The organism is Geodermatophilus sp. Leaf369 (genome assembly GCF_001424455.1).
In the GTDB taxonomy this organism is placed as follows: Bacteria; Actinomycetota; Actinomycetes; order Mycobacteriales; family Geodermatophilaceae; genus Klenkia.
The window spans coordinates 95,668-111,998 of sequence record NZ_LMQA01000002.1 but is presented as its reverse complement, the minus strand read 5'-3'; the positions used below and the strand labels follow the sequence as shown (position 1 = coordinate 111,998).

Genomic DNA, 16,331 nt, shown 5'->3' with positions numbered 1-16,331 from the left:
TGGGACGATGGGCGGGTGACCGAATCGACTCCTGCACGGCGCGCAGTCCTGCACACCAACCACGGCGACATCACCGTGGACCTGTTCCCGGACCACGCCCCCAAGACCGTCGCCAACTTCGCCGAGCTCGCCGAGGGCAGCCGCGAGTGGGTCGACCCCCGATCCCGGGCCAAGACCACCGAGAAGCTCTACGACGGCACGATCTTCCACCGCGTCATCGACGGCTTCATGATCCAGGGCGGCGACCCGCTCGGTCAGGGCACCGGTGGCCCCGGCTACCGCTTCGGCGACGAGTTCCACCCCGACCTGCAGTTCTCCAAGCCCTACCTGCTCGCCATGGCCAACGCCGGCCCGGGCACCAACGGCTCGCAGTTCTTCATCACCACCACGAACACCCCGCACCTGAACAACAAGCACACGATCTTCGGCGAGGTGGCCGACGACGCGTCCCGCAAGGTCGTCGACACCATCGGCAAGGTCCCGACCGCGCGTGGCGACAAGCCCCTCGAGGACGTCGTGATCACCTCGGTCGAGGTGCAGCGCAGCTGAGCACGCCCGACGGCCCGGTGGGCGCCGGCGGCGAGCAGCCGCCGGCGCCCCCGGCCACCACCTGTTACCGGCACCCCGACCGGCCGACCCGGATCTCCTGCGTCCGCTGCGGCCGGCCGATCTGCCCCGAGTGCATGCACCCCGCCTCGGTGGGCTTCCAGTGCCCCGAGGAGATCGCCGACGCCCGGCGCACCGTCCGGCAGCCCAAGCGCACCACCGGCCTGCAGATCGCCGGTCGCCGCTGGGGAACCGTCACCGTCACCCTCGTCGCGCTCAACGTCGCGGTGGCCGTCGCGACCGCCGTCTCGGCGATCAGCGTCGGCAACAGCCCGCTGCGCACCTTCTCCTCCCCGTTGCAGTCCGCGCTGCTCACCGCCCCGGTGCTGGTCGACGACGGCCAGTGGTGGCGGGTGGTCACCAGCGCGTTCACCCACGCCAGCCTGGTGCACCTCGCGCTGAACATGCTCGCCCTCCTGCTGTTCGGCTCCGAGCTCGAACGCATGATGGGCAAGGCGCGCTACCTGACCGTCTACCTGGTCGCCGCACTCGGCGGAGCCGCCGCGCTGCAGCTGTTCGGCGCCTACCTCGGCGGTGTCGTCGGGGCCTCCGGAGCCATCTACGGGCTGCTCGGCGCCTTCGGCGTGGTCCTCGTCCGGCAGAAGCAGGACCTGCGCGGCCTGCTCACCCTGCTCGCCATCAACCTGGTGATCAGCTTCCTGCCCGGGGTCTCCCTGCTCGGGCACCTCGGCGGTCTGGTCACCGGTGCCGCGACGGCCGCGATCCTGCTGTGGGCCCGGCGACGCACCGCACTGGCCGTCGGCGGGACCGCCGTGCTGGTCGCGGTCCTCCTGGTGCTCGTCTTCGGCGGACTCCGCTAGCTCCCGGCCGGGCGCAGCCGCAGCAGCTCGGCACCGACCCGCTCCGGGTCGATGCCGAGGTCGCGCCGGCCGAGCACCAGCAGCACGGTGTCCTCGGCGGTGTCCTCCAGCTCCAGCGTCGTGGTGCGCATGCCCAGCCGACGGGTCGTCCGCACCCGCGTCCGCAGCCGGGCCCACGGCACCGTCGTCGTGCCCGCGGTCGTGCGGACGACGACACCGGCCTCGTCGGCCGACAGCCGGGGGGCGCGCACCACGTCCCGGACGGCGACGGCGAGCAGCAGCAGCGCCGCACCCCCCACCAGGACGGCGCCGACCGGGTCGACGACCAGGGCGGCCGCTCCGAGCACGGCCGCCACGACGACGGCGCCGACGGTCTCCCCGAGACGTGTGGACCACTGCACGGCCCCATGGTCGCAAGCGGTTCGTCCACAGGGCCGGGACGCTCACCGCCGAGACGGGTGGGACGACGGTGACCCGCGGGACGAACTGCCGGTTCACCAGCGGCGCGTCCGGGTAGACGAGCTGCGGGTGACCGTTCTCGCACCGTGGTCACCGCACCGGTCGAGTCGACTTCTCCACACCCGTGTGCACAGGTGGGGACAGAAGAACAGACGTGTAGTTACGCCGTTGCGTCGTGCGCCCCGTGCGTCACACGGTCCGCATCGATGCAGGTCAGCGGCCCGGGGGAGGCAGCCCGGGATCCACACTCGGTGGACAACCCTGGGGGTGACGGTCCCGGCACGCTGTGGACTCCCGTGTCGACCTGTGCACAGCGGTGCACACCCGGGTCGGGCCGCCGGGCCGGTCGTCGAGTCGACCCCACGCCTCGCCTGGCAGAGCGGGCGCACAACCGCGACGCTGGGCCGATGCAGGTCTTGGTGACGGGTGCGTCGGGTTTCGTGGGCGGTCGACTCACGTCGGCCCTGGTCGAGGAAGGCCACCGGGTGCGGGCCATGACCCGGCGTCCCGATGCCTACGAGGGCGCCGGTGAGGCCGTGGCCGGGGACGTGACCGACGAGGGCTCGTTGCGCCGGGCGATGGAGGGCTGCGAGGCGGCCTACTACCTGGTGCACAGCCTGGACGCCGCCGACTTCCAGGACCGGGACGCCGCGGCCGCGCGCACCTTCGGCCGGGCGGCCGCCGACGCCGGGATCCGCCGGATCGTCTACCTGGGCGGCCTCGGGGACGACGCCGACGACCTGTCGGCGCACCTGCGCAGCCGCCGCGAGGTCGAGCGCCTGCTGGGCGGTGCCGGCGTGCCGGTGACCGTGCTGCGGGCCGGCATCGTCGTCGGCCACGGCGGCGTCTCCTGGGAGATGACCCGCCAGCTGGTGGCCCACCTGCCGGCGATGGTGACCCCGCGCTGGGTGCACACCCGGACCCAGCCGATCGCCGTCGCCGACGTCGTCCGCTACCTGGTGGGCGTGCTGGAGGCGCCCGAGGCCGAGGGTCGGGTCTTCGAGGTCGGCGGGCCCGACGTGCTGGAGTACCTGGAGATGCTCACCCGGGTGGCCGACATCCAGGGCCGGCACCTGTTCGTGCTCCCGGTGCCGTTGCTGAGCCCGCAGCTGTCCTCCCGCTGGCTGGCGCTGGTGACCGACGTCGACGTGCAGACCGGCCGCTCGCTCATCGACTCGATGACCAACGAGGTGGTCGTGAAGGACGACGCCATCCGGAAGGTCGTGCCCTTCGAGCCGATGGACTACGACCAGGCGGTGCTGGTCGCCCTCGGTGAGCGCGCCGCCGACCGGCGCCGGACGTCGGGTCCGGGCAAGCGGCTGGGGCTGCTCGCCCGCGGTGCCCGCTCGTGAGTCGCGCCTCGGTGCCCGACCGGATCTGGGGTCAGGTGACCTCCCGCGCCCCGGCGTGGCTGATCGACCCGGTGCCCCGCGACCACCGGGAGTCCGACCGGGCCTTCCGCCGCCGCCGGCGGGTCACCGCGGCCGTCTCGGTGGTGGGCGCCGGCCTGCTGGGCACCTCGTTGTCCCAGAAGCCGGACTCCAAGGCGTTCTACGGCCTCACGATGGCCGTGGCGGGCACGTGGGTGGCCGGGGGCATCGCCTCCGGGCCGCTGCACCGGGGGTGGATGCGATCCTCCCGCGAGGTGCTGCACCGCCCGGTGATCACCCCCGTCGTGACCGGCGTGGGCGTGTTCGGGCTGTTCTACAGCGCCGCCCTGGTCGCCCGGCGGATCCCGGTGCTCAACGCCGCCGTCACCCGGGTGCTGCGCTACGCCCACCAGGGCAACCCCGCGCTGGTGGCGACGACGACGCTGGCCAACGGGGCCGCCGAGGAGGTCTTCTTCCGCGGGGCGCTCTACGCCGCGGCCGGGACCACCCACCCGGTGCTGAAGTCCACCGCGGTCTACGGGCTGGCCACCACGGCCACCCGCAACCCGGCGCTGGTGCTGGCCTCGGTCGTCATGGGCGTGCTGTTCGGCTGGCAGCGCAAGGTCACCGGCGGCATCCAGGCCCCGATGCTCACCCACCTGGTCTGGTCCACGCTCATGCTGCGGTACCTGCCGGCGTTGTTCGACGACCAGCCCGGCATCAACGCCCCGGTGCCCGCCGACGAGGGCCCCGCGGGCACCACCGCCTGAGACGACGACGGCCCCCTCCCGCGGGGGAGGGGGCCGACGGACGGCGGTGCGGGGGCCTCAGCGCCAGCGCATCGACATGACCAGCCCGGCGACCATCGCGCCGAAGCCGATCGCGAAGTTCCAGGCGCCCAGGGACACCATCACCGGGATCTGGTCACCGGCGACGTAGTAGACGACGATCCACACCAGGCCGAGCACCATCAGCGCGACCATCACCCCGGCGTACCACCGCGGGCTGGGCTGGGCTGCGCGGGCGCGGGCGGCACTGGCCGGCAGCACCCCCTCGGGCGGGGTGTAGACCGACTTCTTGCGCACCTTGGACTTGGGCACTGCGCGGACTCCTCGGGCTTCGCTTCCACGTGCAGGGGTGTCCGGGCACGAGCTCCACCGGCCACGACGTCCACCCAGCCTAAGCTGACGGCCACGGGCCGGGGTGCTACGGCCCGCCCGGGAGTGCGAGGACGTTGCCGAGGAGGTGCCGTGACGCGAGCCGAGACCCGTCGTCGCGGGCGTCCCCCGCGCACCGTGTGGACGGCGCTGGTGCCGGTGGTTGCGTTGGCGGCCGGGCTGCTGTTCGCCACCTCCGGTCAGACGGCGCGCGGCACCGACCTGCGGGCCGGGGACGTGTCCCAGCTCGGCGGGCTGATCCAGCAGCTGCAGGCGGCGGCTGACCGGCAGGAGGCCGAGCTGTCCACCCTGCAGGCCCGCAGCGAGGCGCTGACGGACGAGGTGGCCGGTCGGGACTCCGAGGTGGCTGCGCTGCAGGCCGCTGGCGACGCCGGGCTGCAGTCGGCCGGTCTCACCGCTCTCTCCGGCTCCGGCGTGGAGATCGTGCTCGACGACGCTCCGGCCACCGCCGACGGCACGCTGCCCCGCGGCGCCGAGCCCGACGACCTGGTCATCCACCAGTCCGACGTGCAGGGCGTGGTGAACGCGCTGTGGGCGGCAGGCGCCGACGGCGTGACGATCATGGGCCAGCGGCTGATCGGCACCAGCGCCGTCCGCTGCGTCGGCAACACCCTGCTGCTGCAGGGCCGCACCTACTCCCCGCCCTTCGTGGTGACCGCCGTCGGCGACGCCGACGCGATGCGCGAGGAGCTCCGCGGGTCCTACGAGGTGCGGTTGCTGCAGGCCGCGGTCGACCGGTTCGGCCTCACCTACCGGGTGACGGACGCCCGCGACGTGGCGCTGCCCGCCTACGATGGCGCACTGGACCTGCAGCACGCCACACCCGTGGGCTGATCCCAGCTCCGTCCGGGCGGTGTCGGCGCAGGTCAGACCGACGGCCCCGGGGGGACCACAGTGGACGGCGAGAGCACCAGCGGCGGGGACCGTCGCGGACGACACTCCCACCGCGCCGACCCGACGCCCCCCGTGGACGGCGACACGCCCGCCGAGCGAGACGAGAACGACCGGAACGACGACGCCACGGCCTGGCAGCCGCTGGTCCCCGGTGTGCCCGGTGTGCCCGCACCCCGGGCCGACGACGCCGTCGACACCGCCGACGCGGATGCCCCCGCCGAGTCCGACGGGTCCCCGGCCGCCGTGCGCCGGCCCGAGCGCACCCGCGGCGACCTGGTGCGCACCGGCGTCCGCGGCGTGGGGCAGCTCCTGGTCACCGCCGGCCTCGTTGTCCTGCTGTTCGTCGTCTACGAGGTCTGGGTGACCGACCTGTTCAGCGACCGGAAGCAGACCGAGCTGAGCCAGGAGCTGCGCGAGGACTGGACCGAGGACCCGACGGTGCCCACGCTGCCCGACGGCGGGATCTCCGAGGTGCCGCTCGGGCAGGGGTTCGCGTTCATCCGGATCCCCGCGTTCGGCGAGGACTACGTGAAGGTGGTGCTCGAGGGCACCGACGAGGAGGAGCTCGTCGAGGGCCCGGGGCACTACGTGGACTCCGCGATGCCCGGCGAGCAGGGCAACTTCGCCCTGGCCGGGCACCGGGTCGGCAAGGGGTCGCCGTTCCTCGACCTGGACCAGCTCGAGCCCGGCGACCCGATCGTCATCGAGACCGCCGACACCTGGTTCACCTACCGGGTGGTCGGTCCCGACGACCCCAACGGCATCCCGTCCCAGCAGATCGTGCTGCCCAGCGACGTCTCGGTCATCGCCCCCACCCCGAACGGACCGCTGGACGGGCCGGCGTCGGGCGCCTACCTGACGCTGACGACCTGCCACCCCAAGTTCTCCGCCCGTGAGCGGCTCATCGTGCACGCGGTGCTGGACGGCGAACCGGTCAGCAAGACCGACGCCCCGGACGGCCCCCCGGCCCTGACGGAGAGCTGAGCCGTGTACACCTGGATCTGGCGGCACCTCCCCGGCAGCACCGGACTCAAGGCGGTCCAGGCACTCGTCCTGGTCCTCGCGGTCTGCGCGCTGCTGCTGTTCGTGGTGTTCCCGGCGATCGAGCCCTCGCTGCCCTTCAACGACGTGACGGTGGACCAGTGACCGAACCGACCGGACGACCCGTCCTCGTCGTCGACAACTTCGACAGCTTCGTCTACAACCTCGTGCAGTACCTGGGTCAGCTCGGCGTGCCCAGCATCGTGCGGCGCAACGACGCGGTGACCACCGCCGAGCTCGCCGACCTCGACGTCGCCGGGGTGCTGCTGTCCCCGGGCCCCGGCACGCCCGTCGACGCCGGCGTGACCGTCCCGATGGTGCGTGCGGCCGCCGAGGCCGGGGTGCCCGTGCTGGGCGTCTGCCTGGGCCACCAGGCGATCGCCGAGGCCTTCGGCGGGGACGTCGTCCGGGCCCCGGAGCTGCTGCACGGCAAGACCAGCCAGGTCGTGCACGACGGCGCCGGCGTCCTCGCCGGGCTCCCCTCGCCCTTCACCGCCACCCGGTACCACTCGCTGGCGGTGGAGTCCTCGACGTTCCCCGCCGAGCTCGAGGTCACCGGCCGGACGCCGTCGGGCATCGTGATGGCCCTGCGGCACCGCGACCTGCCGATCGAGGGCGTGCAGTTCCACCCCGAGTCGGTGCTGACCGAGGGCGGCCACCAGCTGTTGGCCACCTGGCTGGAGAGCTGCGGCCTGGCGCCCGACCCCGCCCTGGTGGAGTCCGCCAGCGCCTCGGCCAAGCGCCTGCTCACCGCCGTCGGCTGACGAGGAGCGCCCTCCTCGTCAGTCCTGGGGCTGGCCGGGGATGGGGATGACGCCCGTCGGGGTCGCGGTCGGCGTCCCGGTGGGCGCCGTCGTCTCCGTCGGGGTCGGGGTGGGGACGGCGATCAGGACCGTGATCTCTGTGTCCGCGGTGACCTGGGTGTTGGCGCCGGGCTCGGTGCTCACCACGGTGCCGGCGGCGACGTCGTCGCGTTCGACGTTCTGCGGGGTGATGACCGTGAGCCCGGCCGTGCGCAGGGTGGTCTCGGCGGTCGCCTGGTCCTGACCGGCCACGTCGGGCAGCGCGATGGTCCCGGTGGAGATCTGCAGCGTGATCGAGGTGTCGGGGGCGACCTGCTGACCCGCGGCCGGGTCCACCGAGACCACGGTGCCCTCGTCCTGCAACGACTCCACCTGCTGGCTGTTGATGCTGCCGGTGAAGCCCTGGCTCTCCAGGTTGGCCCGGGCGTCGTCCTCGGTGAGGCCGACCACGCGGGGCACGGTGATGGGGTTGGGTCCGGCCGAGACCACCAGCGCAACGGCGGACCCCTCGTCCAGGGTCTCCCCGGCGGCGGGGTCGGTGCGGATGACCTGGCCGGTCTCGACGGTGTCGTCGGGCTCGCTGGTCACGGCACCCACGGTGAGGCCCTCGGCCTGCAGGGCGGCCGTGGCCGCGGCCTGGTCCTGCCCGACCACGTCGGGCACGGCGACGGTGACGACGGTGGGCGCCGCCGGGGTGTCGTCGTCCCCGCCGCCGCTGTTGAGCGCGATGAGCAGGGCGACCAGGCCGACGAGCACGAGGACGCCGGCGACGACGAGGGCGATGATGCCGCGGCGGCGGCGCTTGGCGTGCGCCTCGTCGTCGGCGTCCCACTGGTCGTCGTGGCCGGGGTAGCCGCCGGCCCCGATGAACGAGGTGCGCTCGGCGTCGCCCATCACCGGGGTGGCCTCGACCCGCTGGCCGGCGACGGCGCGGAGCAGGTCGGCGCGCATCTCGGCGGCGGACTGGTAGCGGTTGGCCGGGTTCTTGCTCATCGCCTTGAGCAGGATGGCGTCGAGCTCCGGCGGGACCTCGGGGTTGATCGAGGACGGCGTCCGGGGGTCCTCGCGCACGTGCTGGTAGGCCACCGCCACCGGGGAGTCACCGGTGAACGGCGGGGCCCCGGTGACGAGCTCGTAGAGCAGGCAGCCGGCGGAGTAGACGTCCGAGCGGGCGTCGACACCCTCGCCGCGGGCCTGCTCGGGGGAGAGGTACTGCGCGGTCCCGATGACGGCGGCGGTGGACGTCATGGTGGCCGCGGAGTCCGAGACGGCCCGGGCGATGCCGAAGTCCATCACCTTGACGGTGCCCTGCGGGGTGATCATCACGTTCCCGGGCTTCACGTCCCGGTGCACGATCCCGTTGCGGTGCGAGAAGTCCAGCGCCGCGGAGATGTCGGCGGTGAGGCTCATGGCCCGCTCGGGGGAGAGCCGGCCCTCGCGGCGCAGCACGTCGCGCAGCGTCTCGCCCTCGACGTACTCCATGACGATGTAGGGCGTCGCGCCCGTGGTGGTGCGGTCCTCGCCGGTGTCGTAGACCGCGACGATCGCCGGGTGGTTCAGCGACGCCGAGGCCTGCGCCTCGCGACGGAAGCGGACCTGGAACGAGGGGTCGCGGGCGAGGTCGTGCCGGAGCACCTTGACCGCCACCTCGCGGCCCAGCCGCAGGTCACGGCCGCGGTGCACCTCCGCCATCCCGCCACGGCCGAGGACGCCACCGATCTCGTAGCGCTCACCGAGCACCTGCGGGGTGGTCATCGGAGGTCCTCTCGGGCGGCTCGGGCATGCGGTCCCGGGAGCGTGGCGGTGGTCGGGCGGAGCGTAAGCGATCGGGGCGTCGTGGCCCGGGCGGCGCGGGGGAGCGCGGTCACGGCTGCGTCACGGGGGGCCCAGGGGTGCCGTTGCCGTTGCCCGGGTCGACCGGTGTGCCGGTGTCGACCGGGGGCGTCGTCGTCGTGGTCGCTGTCGTCGTCGCCGACGGCCGGGAGGTCGTCGTCGCTGGCGGCCGCGTCGTCGTCGGCGCCTGGGTGGTGGTCGCCGGCGGGGGTGCCTCGGTGGTCTCCTCCTCGGTCTCCTCCGGCGGCGGGGCCTCGGTGGTCTCCTCGGCGGTGGTCTCGGGTGCCGAGGTGGTGGTGGCCGGGGCGGAGGTCGTGGTCGCCGGGGCGGTGGTGCTCGGGCCCGGGTCGGTGTCCTCGCCGGTGTCGTTGCCGCTGAGCAGGGTGAAGGCCACGACGGCGCCGATCACGAAGAGCACCACGGCCACCGCGATCACCCAGGGCCACGGGGAGCGCCGGCGCCGGGGCTCGTCGTCCCGGTAGGCGTACGGGTCCTCGCCGACGGGCGGGCCCTGGAGGGGCGGCATGGTGCGCGGGGCGGTGTCCGGGCCCCGGGAGGCCCGGGCCGCGGCGGCACCGGCGATCGCCCCGGCGCCGAGGCCGGCGGCACCCGCGGCACCGATGGCCCGGGTGCGGCCGTCCGCGTCGTCCTCGACCGCGGGGATCATCTGGGTGGTCGCGGCAGCGGTGGCCGGTCCGGGACCCCCGGCAGCGACGGCCCGCGCGGCGTCGGCCAGGTCCCCGCCGTCGACGAAGCGGGCGGCGGCGTCCTTGGCCAGTGCCTTCTCGATCAGCGCCCGCACCGGGGCCGGCACGGAGTCCGGCAGCGGGGGCGGGGGGCGGTTGATCTGGGCCAGGGCGATCGCGACCTGCGACTCGCCGTCGAAGGGGCGGTTGCCGACCAGGCACTCGTAGCCCAGCACGCCCAGGGAGTAGACGTCGGACGCCGAGGTGACCCCGAAGCCCTGCGCCTGCTCGGGGGAGAGGTACTGCGCGGTGCCCACGACCATGCCGGTGCGGGTGAGCGGGGCGGCGTCGCGGGCCCAGGCGATCCCGAAGTCGGTCAGCTTGACCACGCCGTCGGGCCGCACCATCAGGTTGCCCGGCTTGATGTCGCGGTGCACCACGCCGGCCCGGTGCGCGGCCGACAACCCGTCACCGGCCTGGGCGAGCACGTCGAGGGTGCGCTGGGGGGTGAGCGTGTGCTCGCGGTCGAGGATGCTCACCAGCGGCTCGCCCTCGACGAACTCCATCACCAGGAACGCCAGCGCGCGGCCGTCGTCGTCGGTGGTCTCGCCGTAGTCGTAGACCGAGGCGATGTTGGGGTGGGTGAGCGCGGCGGTGTGCCGGGCCTCGTTGCGGAAGCGCTCGAGGAAGGCCGGGTCGCCGGTGTACTCGCTCTTGAGCACCTTGGCGGCCACCGTGCGGCCAAGGGTGCGGTCGGTGGCCTTCCAGACCTCGCCCATGCCGCCGGTGGCGACCGGGGCGGTGATCTCGTACCGGTCGGCGAGCAGGCTGCCCACGCGCAGTGCCATCAGTTGCCACCCTGTCCGGCGAGGTAGGCGCTCATGACCTGCTGGGCCACGGGCGCGGAGAGGTCGCCGCCGGTGCCCTGACCGCCCTGCACGAAGACCGCGACGGCGATCGAGGGGTCGCCGTCTGGGCCGGCGAAGCCCACGAACCACTGGTTGTCGTCGCCGTCGGCGGTGGTCTGCGCGGTGCCGGTCTTCCCGCCCACGGTGACCCCGTCGATCTGGGCCCGCCGGCCGGAGCCGTTCTTCACGACGCTGACCATCATCTCCTGGAGCTGGCTCGCGACGTCGGAGGAGACCGCCTCGCTGAGGACCTCCGGCTCGGTCTGGTCGATGACGGTGAGGTCCGGTGCCTGCACCTGGTCCACCAGGTAGGGCTGCATGAGGTCCCCGTCGTTGGCGATCGCAGCGGCGATCATCGCCCCCTGGAGCGGGGTGATCTGCACGTTCTGCTGACCGATCGAGGCCACCGCGAGCTGGGCGTCGCCCTCGATGTCGCCGACCGTGCTCTCCGCGACGGCCAGCGGCATCTCGAAGCCGCCGGTGTCCAGGCCGAAGGACTCGGCGGTCTCCCGGATCCGGTCCTCGCCGAGCTCGACGCCGAGCTGGGCGAAGGCGGTGTTGCAGGAGATGGTGAGGGCGTCGATGAGCGGCTGCTCGCCGGTGCCCGAGCACGCCTCGCCGCCGAAGTTGTTCAGCGGCCGGCTGGTGCCCGGCAGGGTGTACTGCTGCGGGGCCGGGACGACGGTGTCGGGGGTGTACCCGTCCTCCAGCGCCGCGGCCGAGGTGATCAGCTTGAACACCGACCCGGGTGAGTAGCGCTCGGCGATGGTGGTGTTCACCCGGGGGTCGGGGTCTAGCTGGTCCAGGCTGGCCGAGTACGCCCGGATGGCCTCGGGGTCGTGGCTGGACAGCTGGGCCGGGTCGTAGCCGGGGCTGCTGACCATGGCCAGCACGGCGCCGGTCTGCGGGTCCAGGGCGACGACGGCGCCGTCCACCCCGTCCAGGCCGGTGACCGCGGCCTGCTGGGCGGCCGGGTCGAGGGTGAGCTCGATGTTGCCGCCGGCCGGGTCGCGGCCGGTGAACAGGTCGGCGAGCCGGCGGAAGGTCAGCCGGGCGTCGGAGCCGGAGAGGATCTCGTTCTCCGCGCGCTCGAGCCCGGTGTTGCCGTACACCAGCGAGTACGCCCCGGTGACCGTCGAGTACAGCTCGGACTGGGGGTACTGGCGCAGGTAGGTGAGGGTGTCGTCGGTCTCGACGGACTCGGCGACCAGGTTGCCGTCGACCACGATCGAGCCGCGCTCCCGGTCGTACTCCTCGGCCAGGATCCGGGTGTTGCGCGGGTTGTCGCGCAGCTCGGAGGACCGGACGACCTGGATGTAGTTGGCGTTGAGGATCAGCAGGGTGAACAGCACCAGCACGCTGATCGCGACCTTGCGCAGCGGGGCGTTCACCGCTTCACCACCTCGGTGGGTGCCTCGCCCAGCTTGGGCGGGGCGGGTGCGGCGGCCGTCGGGGGACGCCGCGCGGCGTCGCTGATCCGCACCAGCAGTGCGACCAGGCCGAAGTTCGCCACCAGCGACGAGCCGCCGTAGGCGACGAAGGGCGTGGTCAGGCCGGTGAGGGGCAGCAGCCCGGTCACCCCGCCGAGGACGACGAAGACCTGCCAGGCGACGGCGAAGGCCAGCCCGGCGGCCAGCAGCTTCCCGAACGCGTCCCGGACGACGAGGGAGGTGCGCAGCCCGCGCTCGACCAGCACCAGGTAGACCACGACGACGGCGACCAGGCCGAACAGGCCCAGCTCCTCACCGAGGGCCGCGGCGATGAAGTCGCTCTTGGCCACCGGGACCTGGTCCGGGCGCCCGCCGCCGAGGCCGGCGCCGAAGATGCCGCCGGTGCCGAGGCCGAACAGCGACTGGACGATCTGGTACCCGCCGGTGTCGGCGTAGGCGAAGGGGTCCAGCCAGGTGTCGACCCGGACCCGGACGTGGCCGAAGAGCTGGTAGGCCAGGCTCGACCCGGCGGCGAACAGCAGCACGCCGATGACCAGCCAGGACGCGCGCTCTGTGGCCACGTAGAGCATCACCACGAAGATGCCGAACAGCAGCAGCGAGCTGCCCAGGTCGCGCTCGAAGACCAGCACCAGGATCGACAGGCCCCAGGCCAGCAGCACCGGGCCCAGGTCGCGGGCCCGGGGGATCTCCAGGCCGAGCACCCGGCGGCTGGCCAGCGCGAGCACGTCGCGCTTGTCGACCAGGTAGGCGGCGAAGAAGACGATCAGGCAGATCTTGGCGAACTCACCGGGCTGGATGGAGAAGCCGGCGACCCGGATCCAGATCTTGGCGCCGTTGACCTCGCTCATCGAGGCGGGCAGCAGCGCGGGGATCGCCAGCAGCACCATGCCGACCAGGCCGATCGTGTACGCCAGCCGGGAGAGCACCCGGTGGTCGCGGACGACCAGCAGCACGGCCACGAACAACACCAGGCCGACGGTGGCCCACAGCAGCTGGGTCGGGGCGTCCTCGCGGGTGGTGACGGCCTCGCCGAGGGCGTTGGCGGCGATGTCCAGCCGGTGGATCATCACCAGGCCCAGCCCGGTGAGCAGGGCGATGCAGGGCAGCAGCAGCGGGTCGGCGTAGGGCGCGAACTTCCGGACGACGAGGTGCGCGGCCACCCAGATGCCGGTGAACCAGCCGCCGAAGGTGGCCAGCTCGGGGCTGATGGCGCCGGTGACGGTGATGTCGACGATGCACTGCGCGGCCAGCGTGATCAGCACCGCGAAGCCCAGCATGGCCAGCTCGGTGTTGCGGCGCTTGGGCGGGACGGCGATGCCCGGGGCGGCCTGCTTCGGGTCGGTGCCCGGTCCCTGCGCGGGTCCCTGGGCAGCGGAGGCGGCCATCAGCCCGCCACCCGGCAGTCCACTCCCGGCTCCTGCGTCCGGGCGGACGTCGACGGGCTGGTCGTGGTGCTGGGTGCCGCGGTCGTCGTCGGGACGGCGCTCGCGCTGGGGTCCACGGGGGTGCCCGTCGGCGCGGGCGTCGTCGTCGGCGCGGCGCTGGTGGTGGCCGGGGTGCTCTCGGGGGTGCTCTCCGGGGTGCTGCAGACCGGCAGCCGCTGCTCGAGCAGGTTGGCCAGGATCCGGTCGGCGTCCTCGCGGTCCCCGGCCTCGATCCCGTCGACTACCCGGCTGCGGGCGGCCTGGGTGAGGTCGGTCAGGGACAGCTCGGTGGGGGTGTCCAGCCGGTAGAGGTCCAGGCCCAGCAGCGAGGCGTTGACCCCGCGGTAGACCGCGACGTCGCCCTCGTCGACCGACCGGACGAACCAGTGGCTCATCACGAACAGGAAGGCACCGACCGAGGCCGCGGCCAGCACCAGCACGGTGCCCAGGGCGATGAGCGCGGTGCGCAGCGGCCGGCGGCGCTGCACCGGGGCCGAGGTGGTGGCGGTCGCCGTGGGGGTCGCCGGTCGGGGGTCGGCCAGCGCGGCCCGGCCGGCGGCCGAGCGGGGATCGACCTCGCGCTGGCCGCGGTTGTCCCCGGCGGCGCCGTCGACGACGGGGTCCATCCGGGAGCTGCCGTCGTCGTCGACGACGTCGGCCACGATCACGGTGATGTTGTCCGGGCCGCCGCTGCGCAGCGCCAGCTCGATCAGGCGGTCGGCGGTGGCCTGCGGGTCGGGGTCGTGCAGCGCGTCGGCCATGGTCTCGTGGCTGACCACGCCGGACAGGCCGTCGGAGCAGATGAGGTAGCGGTCGCCGGCGCGGGCCTCGCGCATGGAGAGGTCGGGTTCGACGTCCTGCCCGTTGAGGGCACGCAGCAGCAGCGAGCGCTGCGGGTGGCTGTTGGCCTCGTCGGCGGTGATCCGGCCGTCGTCGATCAGGGTCTGCACGAACGTGTCGTCGTGGGTGATCTGGTTCAGCTGGCCGTCGCGCACCAGGTAGGCGCGGGAGTCACCGACGTGGCACAGCGCGAGCCGGCCGCCGGCGAAGAGCACCGCGGTGAGGGTGGTGCCCATGCCCTCCAGCTGGGGGGACTCCCGGATGACCTCGCGCAGGTGCTCGCTGCCGTCGAAGACCGCCCCGCGCAGCAGCTGCAGCATGTCCCCGGAGGGGGCGTCGTCGTCCAGGTGCTCCAGCGCCGCGATGACGACCTTGCTGGCGACGTCGCCGGCCGCGTGCCCGCCCATCCCGTCGGCGACGGCCAGCAGCCGGGGCCCGGCGTACACCGAGTCCTGGTTGCTGCCGCGGATCAGCCCGCGGTCCGACCGCGCCGCGTAGCGCAGCGCGAGGGTCATGAACGGAGCTCCAGCACGGTCTGTCCGATCCGGATCGGTTGTCCCGGGGCCACCAGCAGCGGACCCTGCACGCGCTGCTGGTCCAGGTAGGTGCCGTTGGTGGAGCCGAGGTCCTCGACGTACCACTGGCCGCCGCGGTTGGTCAGCCGCGCGTGCCGGGAGCTGGCGAAGTCGTCGGTGAGGACCAGGGTGGAGTCGTCGGCACGGCCGATCAGGATGGCCTGCTCACCCAGGGTGATCTTGGTGCCGGAGAGCGGGCCGGCGGTCACGAAGAGCGTCTTGAGCGCGCGCGGGCCACCACGCTTCTTGCCGGCCTGCGCCCGCGGGGGGACCGAGGCGACCCGGCCGGTGCGCCCGCCGAACAGGTCGGCGCGCACGACCCGGAAGGCGGCGAAGACGAAGAGCCAGAGCAGCAGCAGGAACCCGAACCGGAAGGCCTGCAGCACGATCTCCGCGGTCATGCGCCGTCCTGCCGGTAGACCAGCACCGAGTGTCCGATCCGGATGACGTCGCCGTCGGCCAGCGGCTGGCGGCCGACCCGGCGGCCGTTGACCAGGGTGCCGTTGGTCGAACCGAGGTCCTGGACGGCGGCGACCGGGCCCTCGAGGACGACGTCGACGTGCTTGCGGCTGACCCCGGTGTCGGGCAGCCGGACGTCGGCCTCCGTGCCGCGGCCGATCACGTTGCTGCCCGGGGTGAGCACGTGCCGGGTGCCCGGGCCGTCGACGACCAGGACGTGGGTGACGCCGGGGCGCTGGCCCGAGCGGCCGATCACCGAGGGCGCCGCGCCGGTGTCGGGGGTGCGCCCGCGCAGCGGCGGGAGCGGGGGCAACGGCGGCCGGCCGGGCACCGGGGGCGCGCCGGGGGCCGCGGCGGGTGCGGGGGCGCCGTGGCCGGGCACCGGGCCGCCCCAGTCGTCGGAGAGCCCCGCGGAGACCGCCGAGGCGCGGGCCTGCGACCGGGCCGGGCGGGACGGGTCGGCCACGCTGGAGGCGACCTCGAAGACCCCGGTGTGCAGCTCCTCGTCGAGCTCCAGGGAGACCTGGATGTCGCCGAAGGTCTGGAAGCCCTCGTCGGCCACGTGCTCGGCGACCATGTCGGCGAGCTCGGCGGCCAGCTGCTCGGACCACTCGGAGAGGTTGTCGTAGTCGGTGCGGCCCAGCCGGACGGCGTAGACGTTGGGCACCAGGACCCGGCCCTCGCCCATCACCTTGCGCTGCTCGGTGGCCTCGCGCTGGAGGGCCTTGGCGATCTCGGCGGGGTGGACCTTGCCCTTGAAGACCCGGGCGAAGGCCAGCCCGACCATGCCCTCGAGACGTCGCTCGAAGCGCTGCAGCACGCCCACAGTCGCTCCCTACGCTCGGTTGACCTCCCACTGACTGGTGGCCGATCGTAACCGGGGACGGTGGCCGAGTCCGGTCGGTGAGCCTGCGACTCCCCGGTGTTCTCGGTGGACCCGGCAGGTCCCGAACCCACCCGGCGGAGCACCGCGGAGCCCCGTG

Annotated in this window: 17 protein-coding genes; 8 read left to right on the top strand and 9 right to left on the bottom strand. The window is 73.7% G+C overall.

Going from position 1 to position 16,331, the window contains the following annotated elements:
- Positions 1-15: 15 nt before the first annotated feature.
- Both ASG36_RS09355 and ASG36_RS09350 read left to right on the top strand, forming a co-directional pair.
- Entirely contained in the window at positions 16-549 is a 534-nt protein-coding gene (locus tag ASG36_RS09355; RefSeq protein WP_055763083.1) for a peptidylprolyl isomerase, read from the top strand.
- 17 nt (positions 550-566) lie between these two features.
- Positions 567-1,427, top strand: a complete 861-nt coding sequence (locus ASG36_RS09350; protein ID WP_235494797.1) for a rhomboid family intramembrane serine protease — start codon at positions 567-569, stop codon at positions 1,425-1,427.
- Here ASG36_RS09350 and ASG36_RS09345 read toward each other — a convergent pair.
- The gene (locus ASG36_RS09345; protein WP_055763080.1) at positions 1,424-1,828 is read right to left on the bottom strand and encodes a PH domain-containing protein; all 405 of its coding nucleotides are present in this window, start codon (positions 1,826-1,828) and stop codon (positions 1,424-1,426) included. The two genes, ASG36_RS09350 and ASG36_RS09345, sit on opposite strands and share 4 nt — an antisense overlap.
- A gap of 465 nt (positions 1,829-2,293) precedes the next feature.
- On the opposite strand from ASG36_RS09345, the gene ASG36_RS09340 reads away from it, so the two are divergent.
- Positions 2,294-3,238, top strand: coding sequence for an NAD(P)H-binding protein (locus ASG36_RS09340; RefSeq protein WP_055763078.1), 945 nt, complete (start codon positions 2,294-2,296; stop codon positions 3,236-3,238).
- Complete coding sequence (locus ASG36_RS09335; protein WP_235494795.1) at positions 3,235-4,026, top strand: CPBP family intramembrane glutamic endopeptidase; 792 nt, start codon at positions 3,235-3,237, stop codon at positions 4,024-4,026. The genes ASG36_RS09340 and ASG36_RS09335 overlap by 4 nt, the downstream gene beginning before the upstream one ends.
- Before the next feature lie 57 nt (positions 4,027-4,083).
- Here ASG36_RS09335 and crgA read toward each other — a convergent pair whose 3' ends face one another.
- Positions 4,084-4,356 (bottom strand): cell division protein CrgA, encoded by a 273-nt coding sequence (gene crgA, locus ASG36_RS09330; protein WP_055763075.1) that lies wholly within the window; start codon positions 4,354-4,356, stop codon positions 4,084-4,086.
- A gap of 150 nt (positions 4,357-4,506) precedes the next feature.
- Here crgA and ASG36_RS09325 point away from each other — a divergent pair, with 150 nt between their 5' ends.
- From ASG36_RS09325 to ASG36_RS09315, 4 genes are all read left to right on the top strand, one after another.
- Positions 4,507-5,268 carry a DUF881 domain-containing protein gene (locus tag ASG36_RS09325; RefSeq protein ID WP_055763070.1) on the top strand — a complete coding sequence of 254 codons (762 nt, stop codon included), beginning with the start codon at positions 4,507-4,509 and terminating at the stop codon, positions 5,266-5,268.
- A 132-nt stretch (positions 5,269-5,400) separates the two neighbouring features.
- Positions 5,401-6,312 (top strand): class E sortase, encoded by a 912-nt coding sequence (locus tag ASG36_RS09320; RefSeq protein ID WP_235494793.1) that lies wholly within the window; start codon positions 5,401-5,403, stop codon positions 6,310-6,312.
- Positions 6,313-6,315: 3 nt separating this feature from the next.
- On the top strand, positions 6,316-6,474 hold the full coding sequence (locus ASG36_RS22310) for a hypothetical protein (protein ID WP_200944420.1): 159 nt from the start codon (positions 6,316-6,318) through the stop codon (positions 6,472-6,474).
- A complete protein-coding gene (locus ASG36_RS09315; RefSeq protein WP_055763067.1) occupies positions 6,471-7,133 on the top strand; it encodes an aminodeoxychorismate/anthranilate synthase component II in 663 nt (220 codons plus the stop codon). Before ASG36_RS22310 ends, ASG36_RS09315 begins: the two co-directional genes overlap by 4 nt.
- Positions 7,134-7,151: 18 nt before the next feature.
- Here ASG36_RS09315 and pknB read toward each other — a convergent pair whose 3' ends face one another.
- The 7 genes from pknB to ASG36_RS09280 all read right to left on the bottom strand — a co-directional run bounded on the left by pknB (position 7,152) and on the right by ASG36_RS09280 (position 16,174).
- Positions 7,152-8,927 carry a Stk1 family PASTA domain-containing Ser/Thr kinase gene (pknB, locus tag ASG36_RS09310; RefSeq protein WP_055763064.1) on the bottom strand — a complete coding sequence of 592 codons (1,776 nt, stop codon included), beginning with the start codon at positions 8,925-8,927 and terminating at the stop codon, positions 7,152-7,154.
- Between the two features lie 109 nt (positions 8,928-9,036).
- Complete coding sequence (locus ASG36_RS22895) at positions 9,037-10,539, bottom strand: serine/threonine-protein kinase (protein WP_055763061.1); 1,503 nt, start codon at positions 10,537-10,539, stop codon at positions 9,037-9,039.
- Positions 10,539-11,990, bottom strand: a complete 1,452-nt coding sequence (locus tag ASG36_RS09300) for a penicillin-binding protein 2 (RefSeq protein ID WP_055763058.1) — start codon at positions 11,988-11,990, stop codon at positions 10,539-10,541. The genes ASG36_RS22895 and ASG36_RS09300 overlap by 1 nt, the downstream gene beginning before the upstream one ends.
- Positions 11,987-13,435: an FtsW/RodA/SpoVE family cell cycle protein gene (locus ASG36_RS09295; protein ID WP_055763055.1), complete on the bottom strand. Its 1,449-nt coding sequence runs from the start codon at positions 13,433-13,435 to the stop codon at positions 11,987-11,989. Before ASG36_RS09295 ends, ASG36_RS09300 begins: the two co-directional genes overlap by 4 nt.
- Positions 13,435-14,829, bottom strand: coding sequence for a PP2C family serine/threonine-protein phosphatase (locus tag ASG36_RS09290; protein WP_055763051.1), 1,395 nt, complete (start codon positions 14,827-14,829; stop codon positions 13,435-13,437). Before ASG36_RS09290 ends, ASG36_RS09295 begins: the two co-directional genes overlap by 1 nt.
- Entirely contained in the window at positions 14,826-15,290 is a 465-nt protein-coding gene (locus ASG36_RS09285) for an FHA domain-containing protein (protein ID WP_055763048.1), read from the bottom strand. Before ASG36_RS09285 ends, ASG36_RS09290 begins: the two co-directional genes overlap by 4 nt.
- The gene (locus ASG36_RS09280) at positions 15,287-16,174 is read right to left on the bottom strand and encodes a DUF3662 and FHA domain-containing protein (RefSeq protein ID WP_055763045.1); all 888 of its coding nucleotides are present in this window, start codon (positions 16,172-16,174) and stop codon (positions 15,287-15,289) included. Before ASG36_RS09280 ends, ASG36_RS09285 begins: the two co-directional genes overlap by 4 nt.
- Between the last annotated feature and the right edge of the window lie 157 nt (positions 16,175-16,331).